5 protein-coding genes are annotated in these 4,909 nt (G+C 34.2%); all 5 read right to left on the reverse strand.

The annotated features are described in order from the left end of the window. The coding region (locus DBR11_RS16320; protein WP_199233862.1) for a glycosyltransferase at positions 1 to 478 on the reverse strand (478 nt) is incomplete at its 3' end. A gap of 36 nt (positions 479 to 514) precedes the next feature. Beyond that, positions 515 to 1,831, reverse strand: coding sequence for an HlyD family secretion protein (locus DBR11_RS16325; protein WP_158275304.1), 1,317 nt, complete (start codon positions 1,829 to 1,831; stop codon positions 515 to 517). A 10-nt stretch (positions 1,832 to 1,841) separates the two neighbouring features. Next, complete coding sequence (locus DBR11_RS16330; RefSeq protein ID WP_108553722.1) at positions 1,842 to 4,049, reverse strand: peptidase domain-containing ABC transporter; 2,208 nt, start codon at positions 4,047 to 4,049, stop codon at positions 1,842 to 1,844. Beyond that, positions 4,024 to 4,716, reverse strand: coding sequence for a glycosyl transferase (locus DBR11_RS16335; RefSeq protein WP_108553723.1), 693 nt, complete (start codon positions 4,714 to 4,716; stop codon positions 4,024 to 4,026). The genes DBR11_RS16330 and DBR11_RS16335 overlap by 26 nt, the downstream gene beginning before the upstream one ends. Beyond that, a partial coding sequence (locus tag DBR11_RS30185) for a hypothetical protein (protein WP_255564076.1) occupies positions 4,709 to 4,909 on the reverse strand: 201 nt, incomplete at its 5' end. The genes DBR11_RS16335 and DBR11_RS30185, both read right to left, overlap by 8 nt.

The raw sequence follows: 4,909 nt of genomic DNA on the forward strand, positions 1-4,909 counted from the left end.
TCCAACGAATGGATGTTACATCGGTTTCCTTTAACTTTTCATCAATTCTTAACAATACTCTTTTACCAACGACACTTTTTTTAGGCATTTTAAGAACCGCATTACAGATTCTGATTTCAAGATTATCGTTTAGATAAAAGCTTTCGGTTGCAAAAACATACTTAGCTCTGAAATTGAATTTTTTAATAAAAAGCACATCACAGTCCACCCACCAACCGCCAACCAGATAAAGTAGTTTTATTCTGAACCAGTCTGAAAATGTAGCGTATGAATTCTTATTGTCTTTGAATATTAAAGATCTATTTAAAATTTCATTTGCGTCCTTAATGATTATTCCTTCCGGAGCATTGAGAATTTCATTATATGTGTACAGGTGGAATTCCACGTCGTTTGCTATAAAAGAATTTAGACAAAGGACTTGTAAGTCACCAATGACTGGATCAATCCACATACTTTGGACGATATTTTTTGATTTCATAGTTTGCATCTAGCTTATTTTCGTTTATTCAAAGTGTTAATTATTACTATTAAGCAACTTTGTAAATCCCCTTGCAAACCTTTGTAGCAAAGAACTTTCTTGGGTAATGATCTCTGCATCGGCTTGCATCCCATTTTTTAAGATAATCTTGTGATTTGGATCTTTATTTTCAAATTGATCAAAACTTATTTTTGCAATAAATACACTGTCTTTAAAAGCCACATCAGACATATAACTTATTTCGCCTCTTATCAAGCCGTATTGTTCAAATGGATAACTTCGCATTTTTATCAATGCCCTTTGGCCGGCTTTTACTTTTCCCATATTATATTGTGGAATTTGAACTTCACCAAAAAAGTCTGAATTAGCTGGATTTACAACAAAAACTTCCTCATTATTATTTAAAGTTTGATTTTCCTGGATTATACCTGCATAACTGATCTTTCCAGCCACGGGTGCAGTTAATATGAATTTACTTATCCATGCATCAGTTTCTGTAATCATATTGCTAAGTGATTGAACAAAACTTGCTTTTTCATCCTGAATGGTATGATCTAAATCAATGATTTCCTTTTGCTTACTTGCATAAATCGTATTATTATTCAATAATGCCGTAGTACTTTGCTGTAGAGGATATTGTCCAGACAGATATTTGTTTTCTTGTTGCTTATACTCGCTGTTTGATACTATTCCTTTTTTAAAGAGCTTTTTATAGGCTTCAAACTCTTGTTCTACATTGGTGAATTCCTGATGTTGTACTTTTTGTTGCACTAGAATTTGATCTTTTAATTTTTCGATTTCCTTTAGGTCACGTTCCAGATATTCCTTACGATTAATATAATAACCACCGTTTTGTGTAGATACATACTGTAAATATTTCTGATAAAAGTTTTGATAGGCAGATTGTAGTTCTCCTAGATTTAGACCTGTTACTGAAATTTCTCCAGCCAACCCAGTTTTGATTAGTGATGCATTAACTTTTGACAGAAGATCATGCAATTTCAGAACATCTCTATGATTAGCAGTACTTTCCATAAAAACTATGGGATAACCTTTGCTAACGGACTCTCCCTCTTTGGCAAGAAGGGCAATAATTTTACCTGTTTGCTTAGAATACACAGATTTTGGGGCATTCAAAGAGTTTATTTTCAGCCCGGTTTTAACTACATCTGGATATTGTATAAATGCAGAAACCCCTACAATTGCTAAAATTATGATCAGGATTAAAGTTATTCCTCTGCTGATTATCCAGGAGGGAACAGCAGATATGATTTCCTGTACTTCCTCACAGTTTACATGATAGTCTATTGTTGAATTAGTAATATTTTCTGGCTGATCTATCTCCATCTTCATACCCCCACTTTTATACACCCAGTTCAAGTTGATTTCTAACAAGTTCATAATATGCACCTTTCATTTGAATTAAATCTTGATGAGTACCTTCTTCGGTTATCACTCCTTTATCTAGTACCACAATATGATCTGCATTTTTTACGGTACTCAGGCGATGCGCTACAACCACTACTGTTTTTCCTTTAAAAAAAGCTTCTAGATTTTGCATAATTACTTTCTCGTTGTTTGCATCGAGTGCATTAGTTGCTTCATCAAAAAAAATATATTCGGGATCCTTATATACTGCTCTCGCTATTAGTATGCGCTGTCTTTGCCCCTGACTTATTCCATTCCCAGAGGCCCCAATTTTAGTATTTAATCCTAGTGGTAATTCTCTGATGAAATCGCTTATATTGGCTACCTTAATGGCATGTAATAACTTAACCATGTCAGGATACTCATCTCCTACTGCAATGTTGCTGGCAATTGTATCTGAAAAAATGAATCCATCTTGCATTACAATCCCACATCGGCCTCGCCAATAACGATATCCTATCTGATGCAAATAAGTATTGCCTATCCGGATTTCACCTTTTTGCGGTTCGTAAAATCTCAATAGTAGTTTCAGTATAGTCGTCTTGCCACTACCACTCATACCAACTATTGCTGTAGTTTTTCCTTCTGAGACACTAATACTTACATTTTGTAATACTGGTTCATTGCCTGCTCCAGGGTAACTAAAAGTGATATTTTTAAGGAATATGCTTTTACTCAAAGGCAGTTCATTTAAAAATCGCTTTTCGAGTGGCTCTTCATCTTCTAATTCATGAATTTCGTTTAAACGTTCTAGACTTATCTTTGCGTCTTGAAATTGCTGAACAAAACTAAGCATCTGTTCTAAAGGGCTATTTAACTGACCAACGATGTATTGTATAGCCATCATTGTTCCTAAAGTTAGCTGCCCATCAATTACTGATTTTGCTACTATAAACGTTATTAAAATATTCTTGCCCTCATTAATAAAAAATGTTCCAAACTGCTGATATTGCCCAAGCGCTAAACTCTTTACACTAAATTTAAATAGTGATGCTTGTATTCTCTCCCATTCCCAGCGTTTTTGCCTTTCACAGTTATTCAACTTAATCTCCTGCATTCCACTAATCAATTGTACAATTGAACTTTGATTTTCCGAAGAAATGTCAAATCTTTTAAAATCTAACTCTCTTCTTTTTTTTAGGAAAAAAATGACCCAAAGACAATACAGGAAACTGCTTATGGCGAAAATGATAAAGACATTCAAATTAAAGTAAGCCAGTACAAAGGCAAATATTATAAAATTAAACAATGAGAATATTGTATTTAACGATGAGCCAGTCAAAAAAACTTGTATTCTTCCCTGATCGTTCATTCTTTGCATAATATCTCCTGTCATCTTCGTATCAAAGAAGCTCATAGGAAGTTTCATAAGCTTGATTAGAAAATCAGTAAGTATGGAGATGTTGATTCTTGTACTCATGTGAAGCAATATCCATGATCGAATAAAATCAACACTCATTCTTCCTAAGAAGAGCATTGTTTGCGCAATTACAATAATGTAAACAAAACTCAGGTTTCTGGTATTGATCCCTACATCTACAAGTGATTGAGTGAGGAATGGCAATATTAACTGTAATAAACTACCAACTCCGAGTCCTAAAATAAGTTGAATGATGAGCTTTTTATATTTGAACAAATAGCTCGACATATATGTTAAATCCAATACTTTAGTTGGACTACCTCCCTGATTGTAAAACTCAGGAGCCGGCGAAAGCACTAGCGCTATTCCTTTTGAATGCCCATCATTTTGTGTACTTAACCAATGCTTTAAAAACTCAATTTCGGTATATTTAACAATTCCCTTTGCAGGATCCGCTATATGATAATTTTCCCCTTTTGATCCTGGAATTTTAGGTACCTTATATAATACAACGAAATGATTTTGACGCCAGTGTAGGATACAGGGCAGATCTATTTCTAAAAGTTTGTTTAAACTAATCTTAATACCTGTTGTCCGAAATCCGATCTTTTCTGCTGCCTCACTAATCCCTAATAGGGACACACCTGCTCTATTAATACCTGATATTTCCCTTAATCGTTGTAAATTATAGTTTTTACCATAATATTTAGCAACCATACGCAAACAGGTAGGGCCACAATCCATTTGATCCGGTTGTTTAAAGTATGGGAATTTCTTGGCCATCTAACATATTGGGTTTAACATATCTGCTGAATACTTTTCTTATTTTTTCAAGCCGATGGATTGTAATTTCTGCTACATCTAACATCCGTTCTTTACTCTCTTGAGCAGTTACTGATGCTGCTTCCTTGGAAATGAATGGGTATAGAATCATCTTATGACTGGTCATTTGTGACAGTACAACGTCTACTTTGTCTTTCTTTTTGAATCTATATTTCACTATAGGCTTAAAAATTCTTTTGTACAAAACGATAAACCGAACCGACTCAAAAGTATTAACCCAAAACCTATTTAAATTTAGTGGCACGGCGTCACCAAATCTTTGAATTCCCCCACATAGCATAGCAGCTCCCTGTAAGTTTGCTTCAATAATAGCTGTTATGAGATTTTTTTTTGCATAGAAATCTGTAAACTGATGGTCGTCAGTCACAATAACAATAACGTCTTCATCTTCGTCAATGGCGATTTGAACTGCAGTTACTATATTTCGCCAGAGATTACTCTCGTTAAATCCACCCTCCAAACAACCTACTACCCTAACATCAAATTCTGACCGATAACCAAATTGCTCGTCAACGTAAGATCTACAGTTTTCGCAATCTGATTGTGTTAAACTAACAATATAAGTTGAAAGAGTTATATCTTGGAATTCATCTATTATGCTAATCATTGCTAATTGTGTTATAGAATGAACTCACCTGATCCAACTGAGAGAATTTTTCGATCACATCATCAAAGATTTTTGTCACTCGTCCCACAATATTATTTTGAGTGGTTACATCAGAATATCCAAATTCTTTTTGTGTTGATATAAAGGGATAGATTACAAATTTTTTCTCCGCCAAATATGAAATTTTATAATC

Source organism: Pedobacter sp. HMWF019 (genome assembly GCF_003061025.1).
Lineage (GTDB): Bacteria > Bacteroidota > Bacteroidia > Sphingobacteriales > Sphingobacteriaceae > Pedobacter.